Genomic DNA, 17,098 nt, shown 5'->3' on the forward strand with positions numbered 1-17,098 from the left:
CGGCTCAGCGCCAGCGAGCAGCCCACATCCACCGGATCGAGCTCCGGCCGCGCCGCCACGTACGACCGCAGCCGCCGTGCCTGAGCCCGCAACGCGGCCTCGCCACGGGCCGAGAGCACCCAGGGCACCACGTCGAGGTCCATCGGCCGTTCCGCGGCCGGGTCTTCGGCGGGTGCCTGCTCCAGCACCATGTGCACATTGGTGCCGCCCATGCCGAACGAGCTGACACCCGCGAGCCGTGGGGTGTCCGCCTCCGGGGCCCAGGAAGCGAGGGCGGTCTGGACCGTGAGGCCCAGGGTGTCCAGGGGGATGGCGGGGTTCGGTGTCTCGTAGTTGAGGCTCGGGAACAGTTCGCGGTGGGTGAGCGAGAGCAGCGTCTTGATGAGGCCGGTGATTCCGGCGGCGCCCTCGAGGTGGCCGACGTTCGTCTTGGCGGAGCCGACGCGCAGGGGCGCGCCGTTGGCCCTGCCGGCGCCCAGGACCGCGCCGAGTGCCTCGGCCTCGACCGGGTCGCCGACCTTGGTGCCGGTGCCGTGCAGTTCGACGTACTGGACCCGGGAGGGGTCGACCCCGGCGCGCTCGTAGGCGGCGCGCAGCATGGCCTCCTGTCCGTGGGCCGCGGGGGCGGTGAGGCTGCTGCCGCCGCCGTCGTTGTTGGCCTCGGAGCCGCGGATCACACCCAGCACGGGGTCACCGTCGCGTCGGGCGTCCGCGAGCCGCTTGAGCACGACGAGGCCGCCGCCCTCACCGCGCACATAGCCGTTGGCGCGGGCGTCGAAGGTGAAGGATCGGCCGTCCGGGGAGAGCGCGCCGAACCGGGAGGCGGCGATGAAGCTGTCGGGGGCGAGGTTGAGCTGGACGCCGCCCGCGACGGCGGTCTCGGTCTCGCCGCGCCGCAGGCTCTCGCAGGCCAGGTGGACGGCGGCCAGGGACGAGGACTGCCCGGTGTCCACGGCCACGCTGGGGCCGCGCAGTCCCAGGGCGTAGGAGACCCGGTTGGCGATGATGCCGCGGTTCAGGCCGGTGAGGGTGTGCTGGGTGATGGCGGCCTGTTCACGGCGGTGGACCAGTGTCGCGTAGTCGTCGGCGATCGCGCCGATGAAGACGCCGGTGCGGCTGCCTTCGAGGTGTGCGGGGACGAGTCCGGCGTTTTCCAGGGCCTCCCAGCACAGTTCCAGCGCGAGCCGCTGCTGGGGGTCCATCGCCAGGGCCTCGCGGGGTGAAATCCCGAAGAACTCCGGATCGAACTCGGCTGCCGTTTCGACGAACCCGCCGAATCGAATGCCGACGTCCCGGAGATCATCGGCATACCGGTCCGCCGGAATCTCCGTGATGGCGCTCTCTCCATTGCGCAGCAACTGCCAGAACTCATCCGGTGTCGATGCGCCCGGTACGCGACATGCCATACCGATGACCGCGATGTGCCCGTGCCGCACCAGGGAGTTCTCCGACATCACGACCTCAGACTCTTCTCTCAGTTGAGATACGACGCGACTGGACTGACCATGATCCGGAAGTCGACGGTATGGGCTCGGGAGTCGCCTCAACCACCCCTAACCATCGGCACCCCTAACCGTGGGCATAGGGGTGGTCACCTCTTCTTGAGAGGTTCCCACCAACCGCGGTGTGTCATGTACCACTTGGCGGTTTCCGCGAGGCCGTTCTCGAACGACGTCTCGGGACGGTATCCGAGTTCGGCGGAGATTTTCGCGATGTCCACCGAGTAACGGCGGTCATGGCCCTTGCGGTCGGGCACCCTATCGACCATCGACCGCTCGGCACCGAGGAGTTCGAGCAGTCGTTCCGTGAGGTCCAGATTGGTCAGTTCGGTGCCGCCGCCGATGTTGTAGACCTCTCCCGGGCGGCCGTTCTCGGCGACCAAGGCGATACCGCGGCAGTGGTCGTCCACATGCAGCCAGTCCCGGATGTTTCCGCCGTCGCCGTAGAGCGGCACCGGTTTGCCGTCCATGAGGTTGGTGACAAAGAGCGGAATGAGCTTCTCGGGGTGCTGGTACGGGCCGTAGTTGTTGGAGCAGCGAGTCACGCAGACGGGCAGTCCATGGGTGCGGTGGAAGGCCCTGGCCAGCAGATCGGAGGATGCCTTGGACGCGGAATACGGGGAGTTGGGCTCCAGCGGTTCCTCCTCGTTCCAGGAGCCGCTTTCAATGGAGCCATAGACCTCGTCCGTGGAGACGTGGACAAATTTTCCGACCTCCGCGTTCGCGGCCGCGTTGAGGAGTGTGTGCGTGCCCAGGACATTGGTGCGCACGAATTCCTCGGCGCCGGATATCGAGCGGTCGACATGCGATTCCGCGGCGAAGTGGACCACCAGATCGGTGCCGCGCAGCAGCTCGCCGACGAGCTCGCCGTCGCAGATGTCACCGTGGACGAAGCGCAGCCGGGGGCTGTCGGCGACCTCGGCCAGGTTGGCCTCGTTGCCCGCGTAGGTGAGCTTGTCGAGCACCACGACTTGGGCGTCCGCCCAGGCGGCGTACGCCCCTGTCAACGTCTGCCGGACGAAGTGGGAGCCGATGAAGCCCGCGCCACCGGTCACAACTATGCGCACTGGAGACAACCCTTCAGCGATGATTGGCCGCGATGTCCATCAGATATTTTCCGTAGTCCGTCTTGCCGAGTTCCGCACCGAGCTCATAGCAGGTGGCCGCGTCGATGAAACCCATGCGGAAGGCTATCTCCTCGAGACAGGCGATCCGCACCCCCTGGCGCTGTTCCAGAAGCTGCACATACTGGCCCGCCTGCAGCAGCGAGTCATGGGTTCCGGTGTCCAGCCAGGCGAATCCGCGGCCGAGCCCGACCAGCCTGGCCTTTCCCCGCTCCAGATAGACGCGATTGACGTCCGTGATCTCCAGTTCGCCGCGCGCGGAGGGCTGTACGTTCTTGGCGATGTCCACGACGTCGTTGTCGTAGAGATACAGGCCGGTGATCGCCAGATTGGATTTGGGGGTGGCCGGCTTCTCCTCGAGGGAGATCAGCCGGCCCTGCTCGTCCATTTCGCCGACACCATAGCGCTCGGGGTCCTTGACTCCGTAGCCGAAAAGCACACAGCCGTCGACATGGCTTGCCTCGTTGTGCAGCATCTTCGAAAACCCGGGCCCGTGGAAGATGTTGTCGCCGAGGACCAGCGCCACCTGGTCGTCGCCGATGAACTCGGCTCCGATGATGAATGCCTCGGCGATGCCATTGGCCTCGGGCTGTTCGGCGTACTCGATCGAAAGGCCCAGCCGGCGGCCGTCGCCGAGGAGTTCGCGAAACAGCCCCACATGGAGCGGGGTGGAAATGATCTGGATTTCCCTGACGCCGCCGAGCATGAGCACCGACAGCGGGTAATAGATCATCGGTTTGTTGTAGACGGGAAGGATCTGCTTCGACACCGCGTGTGTCAAAGGATGCAGTCGGGTACCGCTTCCTCCGGCGAGGACTATGCCCTTCATGCGGCCAGAAGCTATCAATGCCGTCGGCCCGCGCTCCAGGTCTGCCGCGGCGATAGGGGGGTAATCAGGGGTGGCCATGGAACAGGGGTGGCATCGTGCCGCCACCCCTTCCGCGGGACCTCGCCCCCGTCAGCGCTCAGGCGATTTCATCCACCTGGGCCCGCAGCGCGGTCGGCAGCTGCTGGCGACTCCTGATATTCAGCTTGCGGTACACCCGCGTCAAATGCTGTTCAACTGTGCTGATGGTGATGAACAGGCTGGCGGCTATTTCCCGGTTCGTATAACCGTCCACCGCCAGGGCGGCGACCCGGGCCTCGGATTCGCTGAGCTTCGTCCCCAGGGACGGCGGCACCGCCGGTTTCGGGCCGAGCGGTCCGGACACCGGCCGCACCACCGGCCGTGGATCGCGGGCCTCCAGACCGGAGTCGAGGCGGATCCGGTCACACAGCTCCTCGGCGCCGCACTCCTTGGCCATCCGCCAGGCCCGGCCGGTGATGGCGTCGGCCCGTCCGAGCTCCCCGGAGCCGCGCAGCGTACGGCCCAGATCGTCCAGCGCCCGGGCCAGCTCCAGCCGGTCGCCGGAGCACTGCAGCTCCTCCGCGGCCTGACCGAGCAGCCGGGACCGGTTCTCGATGTCTCCCGCGGCGGCCAGTAACCGCAGGGAGACGCCGCGGACCCGGGAGTCCCCGGCGCCGTTCCTGGCCAGCTGCTCGGAGACCAGGTTCGCGGCCTTCTCCCGGTCGCCGAGCTCCAGCCACGCCTCGGCGGCGTCGGAGCGCCAGGGCAGCAGCGCCGGCTGGTCGAGCTCCCACAGCTGGGCGAGCCGGCCGGCCATCAGGAATTCGCCGAGCGCCGCGTTGATGCGGTTGGTGGCCAGGTAGTAGCGGCCGCGGGCGCGGGTGTAGCCGAGTCCGTAGATGCTCTTGAACAGCGCCTCGGGGACCGGGCGGCTCAGCTGCCGCGCCGCCGCGTCGTACTTGCCCATCGCCGTATACGCGAGGATCTGGCTGGCCAGGGGGCCGCCGATGAAGACACTTCCGTCGCTGCCGGGCACGATGGCCAAGGCGGTGGTGGCATAGGCCGCCGACTCCACGAGGTTGCCCTGCCGCAGGGCGATCTCGGCCCGGATCGAGGCGAAGATGGCCCGCCAGCCCGGTGCCCGGCGTCGCTCGGCCTCCTCCATCAGCGAATCGCACCACGGCGCCGCCTTGTCCGGGCGGCCCGCGTACACCAGCGCGTTCACCGAGTTGACGATGGGTTCGAAGGTGGCGTCGGTGAGCGGGGAGACCTCGAGCACCTTCTCCGCCGCGGCGACCGGCGACTCCTCGCTCCCCCCGCGGCCGAAGAAGCCGCTGAACGCCGCGGTGATCGTCGACAGCGAGGAGGGTCTGCGGGATCTGAGCGGCGTACGGGAGGCGCCGCCGTCCTCGCCCTGGCGTGCCGCGGCCCCGGCGCCCCGGTCCTGCGCACCGGACTCCTGGGCCCAGCGGGCGGTCATCCGGAACTGGGCCATCGAAGTGGGTTCCGCGTTGCTCATGACGGCGTGGAGCCGGCCGATGGCGCCGCGCGCCTCCTCGATCCGGCCGTGGGCGAGCAACAGCTCGATCAGCCGCCCGATATGGGAGGCGGGGAGCCGGTCGGCGCACAGCGCGGCCAGTGGCTCCTCCAGCATCCGCTCGGACGCCGAGGGGTTGAGCCGCCACATGATCCCGGCGGTGCCGATCCTGATGCCGGCCCGCAGCTCCTCGTCCTGGCAGTCCGCGTACGCCAACTCCAGGCAGGCAACCGCCAGTTTGGCGTCGTCCTCGGCGAGCGCCTGCTGCGCGGCGTCGCGCAGCAGCGGCACCGCCCAGGGCTCGTCGGCGCCCTGGGCGGCGAGCAGATGACGGGCCACGGCAAGGGTGGCCCCGCCGCCCTGGTGCAGCAGGACGGCGGCGCGGCGGTTCATGTCCAGCCGGACCTCGGGGTCCATGTCCTCCAGCACCGCGGCCTCGACATACGGGTGGCGGAAGGCGAGACCGTCGACGAGGCCCGCCGCGTCCAGCGCGGCGACTCCGCGCCGGGTTCCGGCGGAGCCGATGCGCAGCAGCCGGCCGAGGAGTTCGGGGGAGGCGGAGGCGCCGAGCACCGCGATGCCCTCGGCGAGCCGGGAGACGGTGTGCCCGCTGCGGTAGACACAGGTGAGCACGGCCTGGACGAACATGTCGCCCACCACGGGTTCCACGGCGCGACCGTGCCGTGGGGGCGCCCCGGCGGTGCGGTAATCGTCTATCACCGCGCGTAGCAACAACGGATTACCGCCGCTCACCTCGTACCAGGTGTAGGCCACATCGGCCGAATCCGGGAGTCCCAGACGGGTGGTCAGCAGATGCGCGGTCTCCTCCCAGGACAGCCTCTCCAGCCGCAGCCGCTGGAAATTGGGCTGGCGCAAAAGTTCGGTATTGAAGACGGCGTCTTTCTGATCGCTGTCCGTCGCCTGTGCGAACACCATGAGTAGTTTGGCGGAGCGTGAACGGGTCGCCAGGTACAGCAGGTACTGGAGTGACTCCGCGTCGACGAGTTGGAGTTCGTCGACGCAGATCACCACCGGTTCGCGTGAGGCGAGTTCATACAGCGCGGCACGGAACTCCCGGGCTGCCTGAATATGCGGCGGGGTCACGCCGGCGGGGTCGCCACCAGGGGTTTCACGGAGCTGTGAGGCGTCGAGGGCGCCCTGGTCGAGCGCCTTGCGCAGATGGTCGGCGGTCGCCTTGGGCAGCCGGGGCGAGTCCAGAAGCTGGCGCAGTGTGCCGAGCGGAGCCCGGTCGGCAGACGTTCCGTATGCCTTGAGGACGAGGGCTCCGGCCTTCGCCGCATGGGCCGTGACGGCTTCGAGCGTATGGGTCTTGCCGCATCCGACCGCGCCCTCGACGAGCACGATACCCGCTTCCCCTGACAGGCATCGGGAAAACGCCCGACGAAGTCTGTCGAATTGTGCGTCGAATTGTCTGGCTCTAGCCGATGAAAATACCATTGCTCGCACCCCCGAATGCGACGCGAAGCACTGCTCACGGCAGCCCGAACGACTTCCAGCAAGCTATACGCCCACCTGCCACGCCACCATCGCCGCACGTAAAATCATCGTTAACGAATTACCAATTCTGAGCGGACTGCCCGACGATCGACAAAATCGATGCGATCGAGCCGGCCCCTACGTGGGGCAACACCGCGAAGCCGAAGTGCACCAACACCCTGACAACCCTGCGCCACCCCCGTTCACGTGGGCATTTGTTCGGAGGGCCAGCATACACGAGACCCCCTAGCCGGACCCGGGATAACCCATGACATCCTTGACTTCGACACCAAGTGGTCATCGATTGAGGCACCCTGGGATCCCCTTCGAACATTTATTTGCCCGTTTTGATCGCTAATGCGATTCTTATGTCTGTTGCCGCTGGTAACCGCAAGTGATTCGCCGGGAATTCTCATGCCATAAAGCGGACAGAGACGTGGCGTGCCAATCCCTGTCACAATGAATTCCGCGGCCACACATCCAGCCCGCACATCCAGCCCTTGGACTATTCCAATGGCACGTGCATACCCATTGTCATCGCTCCGGGGCATACGGATGCCGGGGTCGGGGACGGCGTGTCCCCGACCCCGGCATCCCCCGTGGCCCGCCGCTAGCGCTCGTGGAGGTGCAGCCCCCTGCCGCCCTTGCGGCCCAGGTGACCCGCCTCGACCAGCCGCTCCAGATGGCGGGCCGGGGCCAGGGCCGGATCCCGGAAGGTGCCGTGCAGGGTGCGCTGGATGGCGAGGGAGACATCGAGGCCGATCACATCCAGCAGGCGCAGCGGACCCATCGGATAGCCCTGCCCGGCCGCCATCACCGTGTCGATGTACTCGGCGGTGGCCCAGCCCTCCTGAACCATCGCCACCGCGCTGTTCAGATAGGGAAAGAGCAGGGCGTTGACAATGAAACCGGCCCGGTCCGGGCAGTCCACCGCACGCTTGCCGAGCGCCGCGGCCACCGCGTGCGCCGTGCCCAGCGCCTCCTTGGAGGTGAGCACGGTGTGCACCACCTCGACCAGCCGCATCACCGGCGCCGGGTTGAAGAAGTGCATCCCGATGACGTCCTCGGGCCGCCGCGTCGCCATCGCGCACTCGATGACGGGCAGGCTCGAGGTGGAGGTGGCCAGCACCGCCCCCGGTGCGCACACCCGGTCCAGATCGGCGAAGACGGCCCGCTTGACCTCGATGTCCTCCGCCACGGCCTCGACCACCAGGTCACAGGTGCCGAGCGCCTGAAGTTCACGTCCCGCGGTCAGCCGGGCCATCGACTCGGTGAGCAGCCCGGGCGCCAGCTTGCCCCGCCGCACCCCCCGCTCCAGCGAGCGCTCCACGGCGGCCGTGGCCTCCTTCGCGCGCAGCTCGGTCCGGGCCACCAGCACCGTCGGATAGCCGGAACGCGCGCACACCTCCGCGATGCCGACGGCCATCGTGCCCGAGCCCACCACCCCGATCCGCCGCACCGCGCGGGCCGGTACGGGCTCGCCGAGGCCGTCCGCCTCCCCGCCCCGGGCGGCGCCGCCCGCCTCGTACTCGTAGAAGCCGCGACCCGCCTTCACCCCCACCAGGCCGGCGGTGACCATATGGGCCAGGGTGGGCGCGGGCGCGTACCGCGGATCGCCGGTGCGCTCGTACAGCGCCTCCAGGGAGTCCCGCGCGGTGTCCAGGCCCATGGCGTCGAGCTGGGCCAGCGGCCCCATCGGCAGTCCGCAGCCCAGGGTCATGGCGGTGTCGATGCTGTCGCGCGAGGCGTAGCGCCGCTCGTACATGGCCACGGCGTTGTTGAGGTACGCCATGGTGAGCGCGCCCCCGATGAAGCCCGGCCGGTCGGCCACCGGCACCGGGATCCGGCCCAGGTCGCGGACCAGTTCCCGGACGTCCGCCAGGACCGCGTCGCCGGTGAGCGGGGTGCCCACCACCTCCACCGCCCGGTCCTCGCGGTCGGGGCCCAGCGGGAAGAGGTGCAGCCCCACCGTGCGGTCGGTCCGGCCGGAGCCGAAGGCGATCTCGGTCACCGGGAGTCCGGTGGTCGTGGTGGCGAACACCGTCTCCGGCGGACAGTCGGCGTGGGCGCGGGCGAGCAGCCGGCGCTTGGTCTCCAGCCGTTCGGGGACCGCCTCGACCACCAGGTCGGCCCGTGCGGCGGCCGCCGGGTCGGTGGTGAACTCGACGGCGGAGTCCGCCGCCGTCACCCGCCCCCGGCCGCGCCGCAGGGCCGCCTCGTCCCGCTCCACGGCGATCACCCGCCGACCGCCGCGGACCAGGGCGTCCACGAGGTGGCAGCCGGTGGTGCCGAGCCCGAACACCGCGACGGTGGGAAAGCGCTGTGCCATGCCGATGAGTCCTTTCACTGGCTGGGACCTTGGGTTGGTCACGAACCGCCGTGTCCGTCCTGCCACCTGATGAGTGCCGCGCCGAGCGACATCCCGCCGCCGAAACCGGCCAGCAGCAGCAACTCCCCGTCGGTGAACACGCCCTGCCGCCGGGCGTCGTCGAGCGCCAGCGGGATGGAGGCGGCGCTGGTGTTGCCGTGCTCGGCCACCGTCAGATGCGTGCGCGCCCGCGGCAGCCCGAGATCCGGGAGCGCCTTGGCCAGCAGCACGCCATTGGCCTGATGGGGAATGAAGTGGTCCACGCTCGCGGCGTCCGTGCGCTGCGCGGCCAGCAGGGCCCGTATGGCACGCGGCAACTCGGCGAGGACGTACTCGCTGACCGCGCGGCCCCGCATCCGGAAGAAGTGGCCCCCGTCGGCGAGGGTCTTCTCCGATGCCGGCGCGCGGCTGCCGCCCGCCGGCACCTCGATCAGCTCGTGGAGTGCGCCGTCACTGGTGAGCAGCGATCCGGTGAGGCCGTAGCCGGGGCGCACGGGCCCCAGCACCACCGCCCCCGCCCCGTCGCCGAAGAGCACCGCGGTGCGCCGGTCGGTGCGGTCGATGATGCGGGAGTAGACATCGGCGCCGATCACCAGGGCGTACGGGGCGGGGGCGCCGGAGCCGGCCGACAGCAGCCCGGCCGCCGTCACCAGGGCGAACACGAAGCCGCTGCAGACCGCGTTGATGTCGAAGGCGGCCGCGCCCGTGGCGCCGATCCGGTGCTGCACCAGACAGGCGGTGGCGGGCTGGGGGTGATCGGGGGTCGAGGTGGCCACCACGATCCAGCCGAGCTGACCGGCGCGGATCCCGGCGTCCGCGAGGGCGGCGCGGGCCGCCTCCACGGCCAGGTCGGAGGTGGCCTCGTGGTCGGCGGCGTAACGGCGGCGCCGGATCCCGGTCTTGGCCGAGATCCACTCCGCGGTCACCCCCGCGCGCTCGGCCACCAGCTCATTGGACACGGCCTCGGCCGGCAGATATGAGCCGGTGCCGAGGATCCCGACGGGCCGGGTGCCCGGAGTCCGGACCGGATGGTCGGTCATCCGGGTCTCCCGGCCCGCGCGGCCACCGCCGCCTTCGCCGGTGCCATCGCTGCCATCGCTGTTCGCGGGGTTCGGCGGTGCTCGAGAAGAAGCATTGAGTGGTTCCCTCCGGATCCATGCCGGGCATTGACGCTACGGACCGGGCACGGCACGGATAACCCCTAACCCATCACCCCCCCTAGGCCCCCTACCGGATGAACCCGGTCCGCCGTATGAGCCGGCGCATGGCGGGCACCCGCCCAAGGTGGTACCGATACATGCAGGCCGAAGGCAGACCGGCTCAGGGAGCGGCCCGCATGGAGTGGTTCACCTCATCCGACTACTGGCTGAGCCGACTGGTCTTCCAACGCGGGCTGGCCGCCGTCTATCTGATCGCCTTTCTGACGGCGGCTCTGCAGGGCCGGGCGCTGCTCGGCGAGCGGGGGCTCACCCCGGTGCCGCAGTTCCTCGAACGGGTGCCGTTCCGGCGCTCGCCCAGCCTGTTCCATCTGCACTACTCCGACCGGTTCCTCGTCTGCTGCGCCTGGCTGGGGGCCGCGCTGTCGGCCGCGCTGCTGGTGGGGGCCGCGGACCGGGCGCCCCTGGCGGTCGCGATGATGGCGTGGCTGGTGCTGTGGCTGCTGTATCTGTCGATCGTCAACGTGGGACAGGTGTGGTACGGCTTCGGCTGGGAGTCCCTGCTGCTGGAGTCGGGGTTCCTCGCCGTCTTCCTGGGCAACGAGCACACCGCGCCGCCCGTGCTCATCCTGTGGCTGCTGCGCTGGTTGCTGTTCCGGGTGGAGTTCGGCGCCGGGCTGATCAAGATCCGTGGGGACCGCTGCTGGCGGGACTTGACGTGCCTCTACTACCACCATGAGACCCAGCCGATGCCGGGGCCGCTGAGCTGGTTCTTCCACCATCTGCCGAGGCCGCTGCACCGGGCGGAGGCGGCGGCCAACCATGTGGCGCAGCTGATCGTGCCGGTGCTGCTGTTCACCCCGCAGCCGGTCGCGAGCGTGGCGGCGGGGGTCATCGTGGTCACCCAACTGTGGCTGGTGGCCTCCGGAAACTTTGCCTGGCTCAACTGGCTGACGATCCTGCTGGCGCTCCCGGCCGTCGACGGGCGCCGCGCCGCCGAGGTGCTGGGGCTGCCCCGGCCGACGGCCCTCGCCGCTCCCCCGGTCTGGTACGAGGTGGTGGTGCTGGCAGCGACCGCGCTGGTGCTGGTGCTCAGCTACTGGCCGGCCCGCAACCTGCTGTCGGGCCGTCAGCTGATGAACTATTCGTTCAACCCGCTGCACCTGGTCAACACCTACGGGGCCTTCGGCAGCATCAGCCGCAGCCGGCAGGAGGTGGTGATCCAGGGCACCGGCGACGCGGTCCTCACCCCGGATACGGTCTGGAAGGACTACGAGTTCCGGGGCAAGCCGGGTGATGTGCGACGGATGCCGCGCCAGTACGCCCCGTACCATCTGCGGCTGGACTGGATGATGTGGTTCGCGGGGCTCTCACCCGCCTACGCCGGGTCCTGGTTCACCCCGCTGATCGGCAAGCTGCTGGTCAACGACCGGGCGACGGTGAAGCTCCTGCGCGCCACCCCCTTCCCGGAGGCGCCGCCCACTCATCTGCGCGCGCGGCTGTATCTCTACCGCTTCACCACCCCGGCGGAACGGCGGGCCACCGGGGCCTGGTGGCATCGGACCCTGCTGAGCGAGTTTCTGCCGCCGGTCCGGCTGGAGGACCAGGGCTCGTCACGGACGTGACACCAGGCCGGGCCGACGCTCAGGCGGCGGCGCCCTTCGCGTTCGGAGTCTCGGCGCCCGGCGGGGGGTTGCGCAGCACGGCGTAGCCGACGCCGACGCCCACCGCGATCGGCCATTCCAGCACTCCGGCGAGGCCCATCGCGCCGAGGCCGAGGTAGAGCGGCAGCCCGCCCTTGGCGGGCAGGATCCGCCGTGCGGCCCTGATCGGCATCGTGGCCACGCTCGCCGTGGCCATGGCGGCGCGGGGGACGGTGAAGGTGACGGTGCGGTCCTTCCCCGGGGACGCGCCCGTCTTCCGGGTATCGGTCGGCTTGGCTGTCGTCGCTGCGCTCACGCCTTCCTCCTACCGGACGTCATTTTGATTACTTTGTGGCGTAATTAGGTAAGTATAGGACGAATTTGCGATCCCGGCATGTCAGGACCGAGGGGAGAGCAGCCGTTGTTGCCCATCACTATGTTCACGGGCCTCGTCTCCGCCCCGTCCCGTGGGATGAACGGTCTGCGGCTGCGCCTCGCGGACATCGCCGACGCCCTGCGCGACACCGGCGACCGGCGCACCAGCCGGAGGGTGTGGGCTCGGGCCGGCCGGGCCCATGTGGAGGTCCACGGGCTCACCGGCCACGGGGAGGGGCATGAGCGGCTGGCCCGCGCGGTGCAGCACGCGCTGCGGCGGGTGGCGGGCGTCAACTGGGCCGGGGTGAACGCGGCGCTGGGCCAGGTGCTGGTCGATTTCGACGAGGACCAGCTCGGCCCCGAGGACGTGCTGAAGGTGGTCGAGCGCGTCGAAGCGGCTCAAGGCACGGACGCGGACTCCTTTCCGGCGGGCCGTCCGCAGCCGCCGTTCGCCTCCGCGCCGGCGACGCTGGCCGCGACCGCGCTCGCCGCCGATTGCCTGGGCCTGGTGGCAGCCACGATCCGGCGGGTGTCGATGGTGCCCGCGCTCTCCCCCGCACTGCGCATCCCCACGGTGATGGCGGAGATCCAGCCGCGGGTGCGCGGTCTGCTGGAGTCCCGGCTCGGCCGCGCCCCGGCCGACACCCTTATCGGCATGTCGAACGCCGTGGTGCACGCCCTGACCAGGGGCGAGGCCCCGCTCGCCCTGGACGCGCTGCAGCGCATGCTGCAACTCGCCGAGATCCGCGGCCGGCAGGTCGTATGGCAGAGCCGGGAGCCGGAGTTGGTGACGGACGGCGACGGGCTCCCGGAGCGCTCGCACCCGCCCACCCCCCGGCCCACAGCGCTGCCTCACGGGCCGGTGGAGACCTGTGTCGACCGCACCTGCCTGGCCTCGCTCTCCGGTGCGGGCGGGCTGCTGGCGTGGACCCGCGACCCCGAGCGTGCCGCCAAGGCGCTGCTGGCCACCGTGCCGAAGGCGGCCACCATGGGGCGGGAGGCATTCGCCGCCCGGCTGGGCGATGTGCTGGCGCGCGATGGTGTGGTGCCCATGGACGGCACCGCGCTGCGGCTGCTGGACCGCGTGTCGGCGGTGCTGATCGACTCACGGGTGCTGTGCGCCGGCCGTCCGCGGCTGATGTCGGTCACCACCGTCGGCGACCTGGGCGAGGCCGAGGCGTGGAGCGCCGCGCAGTCCGTCCTGGACCGCCGCACGCTGCGGGAGCTGTCCGACGAGGGGCCCTGGGCGCGCGGCCCCTGGCGACTGGAGCGGCCCCACGACATCCCTGCGGCGGTCCCGGCGAGCCCCTTGGCCCTGACCGCGGACCTGCACGGCGAGGACGGCCGGCGGCAGGCCCGGATCCGGATCGGCTGCGAACTCGACCCGCTGGCCGACGCCGTGGTGGCGGCGGCCCGCTTTGGCGCCCGGCGTCTGGTGCTCACCGGACACGCCAGCACGGACGAGATCGCTCCATGGGCCGACGAACTGCTCCCCCTCGGCACCTCGCTCCCCGACACGGTGCGCCGGCTGCAGATCGAGGGCCACGGCGTGTTGCTGATCAGCGGTGAGGATGACGAGGCGCTCGGCGCGGCCGATCTCGGCGTCGCCGTCACGACGCGCGGCGAGAGCCGGGTGTGCTGGTCGGCCGATCTGATCTGCGGCCCCGGGCTCGTTCATGCGTGGCGTGTGCTGCGGGCGCTGGAGGACGCGCGCTCGGTCAGCCGGCGCTCGGCGCGGCTGTCGATGGGCGGTTCCGCGCTCGGCGCGCTCATCGCCGCGGCGGGAACCCGGCCCGCGGTGGCCGGGCTCGCCACCTCTCCGGTGTACAGCGCGGCGTTCCTGGCCGTGCTCAGCGGGATCGGAGCGGCGCGCCGGGTGGAGCGCCGCCCCCCGCCCCCGCCCCGTGTCCGCGGCAACTGGCACGCCCTGGGAGCGCGGGAGACCCTGAGCGTGCTGTGTGCGTTCCGGGAGAACGGGACGGAGCTGCCCGACGGCTCGGCCGCGTCACGCGGTGCGGGTCCCGGGGAGCCGGGCGCGCCGCGGGCCCTGTGGTCCGCCGGGGTGCGCCCGGTGCGCAAGGCCGCCGGGACGGTCGTACGGGCCGGGGCGCCCGGTGCCATGGGGGCTGCCTCCGCCCGCTTCGCGGCGCTGCACCGGAACGCCGCCTCGCTGGTGAACGCGGTGCGCGAGGAGCTGCACGATCCGCTCACCCCGGTGCTGGCGCTGGGCGCCGCGGCCTCGGCGGCGGTGGGATCCGGTGTGGACTCCTTCCTCGTCGTCAGCGTGATGGCGGGCAACGCGGTCATCAGCGGCGCACAGCGGCTGCGCGCCGAACGCTCGCTGCGCGGCCTGCTGCTGAGCGAGCGGATGAACGGCCGGCTGGTCGACTGGGCTCCCGCGATGTCCCTGGCCGACGGGGTGGCGGCGGACCGCGAGGTGTTCTTCGCGGGGCTGACCACTGCCCCGGTACGCACGGTGGCCGCCGAGGAACTGCGGGTCGGGGACATCATCGCGCTGCGGCCCTCGGACGTCGTACCGGCCGACGCCCGGCTGCTGGTGAGCGACCGGCTGGAGCTGGACGAGGCCGGGCTCACCGGCGAGTCCGGCCCGGTCGCCAAGGACCCGGCCGCCACTCCGGGCACCGACCTCGCGGACCGGTCCTGCATGGTCTACGAGGGCTGCACGGTGCTCGCCGGAACCGGATACGCCGTGGTCGTGGCCGCCGGAGCGCAGACCGAGGCCGGGCGCGCCGCCGAACTGGCCGGACGCCCCACCGCGCCCATCGGGATCGAGGGCCGGCTGGCCGCGCTCACCAAGGTCACGCTGCCCGCCACCGGCCTCGGCGGCGCCGCCGTCACCCTGCTGGGGCTGATGCGCGGGGTGCCGGTGCGCGAGGCGCTGTCCACCGGCGTGGCCATCGCGGTGGCCGCCGTACCCGAGGGGCTTCCGCTGGTGGCCACGGTCGCGCAGTCCGCCGCGGCGCGACGGCTCTCGCACCGCGGGGTGCTGACGCGCTCGCCGCGGGTACTGGAGGCCCTGGGCCGGGTCGACGTCGTCTGCTTCGACAAGACCGGCACCCTGACCGAGGGCCGGCTGGCCGTGGCCCGGGTCGCCGGGTACGACCACGAGCTGCCGACCGGCAGCGAGCTGGGCATGCGGCTGCTGCGTACGGCGGCCCGGGCCTGCCCCGAGCGCGAGGGCGGGCGGGCGCTGGCCCACGCCACCGACCAGGCGGTCATCGACGCGGCGGCCGCGCACTGCGACGGGGACGGCGCCTGGTCTCCGGTGTCCGAACTGCCCTTCGAGGCCAGCCGGGGATTCTCGGCGTCGCTGGGCATGGAGTCCGGGCGCCCGCATCTGGCGGTCAAGGGGGCACCGGAGATCGTGCTCGCCCGGTGTGCGTACGCCCTGAGTCCGGGGGCGGCGGGTGACACCGTGCCGCTGACCGCCGAGCGGCGGCACGCCACCGAGCGCCTGCTGTACTCGCTGGCCTCCGACGGGCTGCGGGTGCTGGCGGTGGCCGAGACCCGGCCCACCGCCTCCGACACGCCGTCGGCGGAAGTGGCCGGGGTCGCCACGGACCTCACGCTGCTGGGCTTCATCGCCATCGCCGACACCACACGGCCGGGTGCCGCCGAGACCGTCAAGCGGCTGACGGACGCCGGAGTACGCGTCGCGATGGTCACCGGCGACCATCCGACCACGGCGGTCGCCATCGCCCGGGAGCTGGGCATCCCGGACGCCGAGCCGGTGCTCACCGGGGCGGAGCTGGACACCCTGCCCGAAGGCGAGCGGGTCGAGCGGATCGCCCGTACCACCGTCTTCGCCCGGGTCTCCCCCGAGCACAAGGTCCGCATCGTCCAGGCGCTGCGGCAGGCCGGACAGGTGGTGGCCATGACCGGGGACGGGGTGAACGACGCGGCCGCCATCCGCCTCGCGGACATCGGCATCGGACTGTCCGCCCACGGTTCGGCCTCGGCCCGCGCCGCCGCCGACATGGTGCTCACCGACCCGGACCCGACCCGGATCCTCGACGCGCTGCAGGAGGGCAGGGCGCTGTGGCGCAGTGTGCGCGACGCGGTGGCGATCCTGGTGGGCGGGAACGCGGGTGAGGTCGCCTTCACCGTCCTGGGCGCGGCGGTGGCCGGGCGGGCGCCGCTGGGCACCCGTCAGCTGCTCCTGGTGAATCTGCTCACCGACATGCTGCCCGCCCTGGCGGTCGCCCTCGCCCGGTCCCGGGAGCAGAAGTCCGGTGAGGACCCGCTGGTCGGCGGCCCGGCGTCCGCACTGTTCGGCTCCGATCTGGGCCGTACCCTCGCGGTGCGCGGCAGTGCCACCGCGCTGGGCGCCGCCGCGGCCTGGCAGTGCGGGCGGATGACGGGCCGGGCGCGGCGGGCGAGCACCATGGGGCTCGCGGCGCTGGTCGGCACCCAGCTCGGCCAGACGTTCATGACCGACTGGCACAGCCCCCTGGTGCTGGTCACCAGCTTCGCCTCGGCGGCCACGCTGTTCGCCATCGTGGAGACCCCGGTGGTCAGCCACTTCTTCGGCTGTACCCCCCTGGGCCCGATGGCCTGGTCGGTGGTCGGAACCTGCTCGGCCGCCGCCACTTTGGGGGCGGCCATCGCGCCACGGCTGTTCTTCCCCCGGCGGGCGCCGCTCGCGGTCTGAACACGCCACCCGGGAAACGGGACATCTCGAGCGCTTCTTAACCTCAGCCTTCCGTCCATTCACCGGACGCTCACCCGGTGTGCGCCACCCGCTTTCCGACGCGGGTCAGGCTACGGATTGGAAGCGGATGCCTCGCTTCCGTTCGTGTTCCGTCCAGTGAGGTACTCATGGCCCACATTCTGACGACCGTCCTGGTCAAGCTGGCCCAGATCGCGCTGGAGGCGTTTGCCGCCCAGTTCGTGAAGACGCTTCTGACCTCGACCTTCCGGCCGGCCGCCGCTCCGGCCGCCGCCTGATACGGCCGGCACCCGCCGGTCGTTCGGGGTGACGCCCCCAGGGACGGCGCCCCGCCATCGTCATCGACGCCCGGAGGCGCCGC

The 17,098-nt window shown here is 71.3% G+C and carries 10 protein-coding genes; 3 read left to right on the forward strand and 7 right to left on the reverse strand.

Going from position 1 to position 17,098, the window contains the following annotated elements; genetic code table 11:
* The 6 genes from ACFYOY_RS11790 to ACFYOY_RS11815 all read right to left on the reverse strand — a co-directional run.
* On the reverse strand, positions 1-1,454 hold a 1,454-nt coding region (locus ACFYOY_RS11790), incomplete at its 3' end, for a type I polyketide synthase (RefSeq protein WP_388586309.1).
* Positions 1,455-1,591: 137 nt separating this feature from the next.
* Entirely contained in the window at positions 1,592-2,566 is a 975-nt protein-coding gene (rfbB, locus tag ACFYOY_RS11795; RefSeq protein ID WP_351884710.1) for a dTDP-glucose 4,6-dehydratase, read from the reverse strand.
* A gap of 13 nt (positions 2,567-2,579) precedes the next feature.
* Positions 2,580-3,452 (reverse strand): glucose-1-phosphate thymidylyltransferase RfbA, encoded by an 873-nt coding sequence (gene rfbA / locus ACFYOY_RS11800; RefSeq protein ID WP_351884759.1) that lies wholly within the window; start codon positions 3,450-3,452, stop codon positions 2,580-2,582.
* 136 nt (positions 3,453-3,588) lie between these two features.
* Complete coding sequence (locus ACFYOY_RS11805) at positions 3,589-6,465, reverse strand: AAA family ATPase (protein ID WP_388586311.1); 2,877 nt, start codon at positions 6,463-6,465, stop codon at positions 3,589-3,591.
* Between the two features lie 649 nt (positions 6,466-7,114).
* Positions 7,115-8,833, reverse strand: coding sequence for a 3-hydroxyacyl-CoA dehydrogenase NAD-binding domain-containing protein (locus ACFYOY_RS11810; RefSeq protein ID WP_351884706.1), 1,719 nt, complete (start codon positions 8,831-8,833; stop codon positions 7,115-7,117).
* 38 nt (positions 8,834-8,871) lie between these two features.
* Positions 8,872-9,912: a beta-ketoacyl-ACP synthase 3 gene (locus tag ACFYOY_RS11815; RefSeq protein WP_351884703.1), complete on the reverse strand. Its 1,041-nt coding sequence runs from the start codon at positions 9,910-9,912 to the stop codon at positions 8,872-8,874.
* Positions 9,913-10,208: 296 nt separating this feature from the next.
* Between ACFYOY_RS11815 and ACFYOY_RS11820 the strand changes: the two genes are divergently transcribed.
* Positions 10,209-11,654: a lipase maturation factor family protein gene (locus ACFYOY_RS11820; RefSeq protein ID WP_388586315.1), complete on the forward strand. Its 1,446-nt coding sequence runs from the start codon at positions 10,209-10,211 to the stop codon at positions 11,652-11,654.
* 19 nt (positions 11,655-11,673) lie between these two features.
* On the opposite strand, the gene ACFYOY_RS11825 is transcribed toward ACFYOY_RS11820, so the two are convergent.
* Entirely contained in the window at positions 11,674-11,988 is a 315-nt protein-coding gene (locus ACFYOY_RS11825) for a hypothetical protein (protein WP_351884697.1), read from the reverse strand.
* Positions 11,989-12,096: 108 nt separating this feature from the next.
* Between ACFYOY_RS11825 and ACFYOY_RS11830 the strand changes: the two genes are divergently transcribed.
* Both ACFYOY_RS11830 and ACFYOY_RS11835 read left to right on the forward strand, forming a co-directional pair.
* Positions 12,097-16,719, forward strand: a complete 4,623-nt coding sequence (locus ACFYOY_RS11830; protein ID WP_388586318.1) for an HAD-IC family P-type ATPase — start codon at positions 12,097-12,099, stop codon at positions 16,717-16,719.
* A 167-nt stretch (positions 16,720-16,886) separates the two neighbouring features.
* On the forward strand, positions 16,887-17,015 hold the full coding sequence (locus ACFYOY_RS11835) for a hypothetical protein (protein ID WP_351884691.1): 129 nt from the start codon (positions 16,887-16,889) through the stop codon (positions 17,013-17,015).
* Positions 17,016-17,098 lie beyond the last annotated feature (83 nt).

Source organism: Streptomyces sp. NPDC007875 (assembly GCF_042868035.1).
GTDB lineage: Bacteria > Actinomycetota > Actinomycetes > Streptomycetales > Streptomycetaceae > Streptomyces > Streptomyces antimycoticus.

Coding starts and splice junctions, on each gene's coding strand:
- rfbA (WP_351884759.1), bottom strand. CDS start 3,452: ATGAAGGGCATAGTCCTCGCCGGAGGAAGCGGTACCCGACTGCATCCT.
- ACFYOY_RS11805 (WP_388586311.1), bottom strand. CDS start 6,465: ATGGTATTTTCATCGGCTAGAGCCAGACAATTCGACGCACAATTCGAC.
- ACFYOY_RS11810 (WP_351884706.1), bottom strand. CDS start 8,833: ATGGCACAGCGCTTTCCCACCGTCGCGGTGTTCGGGCTCGGCACCACC.
- ACFYOY_RS11815 (WP_351884703.1), bottom strand. CDS start 9,912: ATGACCGACCATCCGGTCCGGACTCCGGGCACCCGGCCCGTCGGGATC.
- ACFYOY_RS11820 (WP_388586315.1), top strand. CDS start 10,209: ATGGAGTGGTTCACCTCATCCGACTACTGGCTGAGCCGACTGGTCTTC.
- ACFYOY_RS11835 (WP_351884691.1), top strand. CDS start 16,887: ATGGCCCACATTCTGACGACCGTCCTGGTCAAGCTGGCCCAGATCGCG.